The sequence below is a fragment of the Bacillus sp. GbtcB14 genome (genome assembly GCF_019091205.1).
Lineage (GTDB): Bacteria > Bacillota > Bacilli > Bacillales > Bacillaceae_G > Bacillus_A > Bacillus_A cereus_AG.
In genome coordinates, this window is record NZ_JAGXJT010000300.1 from 1 (window position 1) to 238 (window position 238).

Consider the following 238-nt stretch of genomic DNA (forward strand, 5'->3'; position numbering starts at 1 on the left):
TGTTCGTTAATTCCTGAATCAAATAGACTATCTTCTTCTTTCTTTCTAGAACTTAAACATAATCCAATGCACAGTTGCTTTTTTGTAGACATACACACCATCCCCTTGTTTATAATTCACTTAGTTAAACAAATGTTACTGTCATTATGTAATTCCATTCCTATAGTAGAGCAAAAAATGATAATGATGATCAATATCACTTTAAGCTGTAACTGCACATACAGCATTAAGAACAATG

Annotated in this window: 1 pseudogene; it reads right to left on the reverse strand. The window is 30.7% G+C overall.

Going from position 1 to position 238, the window contains the following annotated elements:
• Window positions 1-92 (reverse strand): annotated as a pseudogene (locus tag KVT31_RS29970) (LLM class flavin-dependent oxidoreductase); the annotation flags it as partial.
• Between the last annotated feature and the right edge of the window lie 146 nt (window positions 93-238).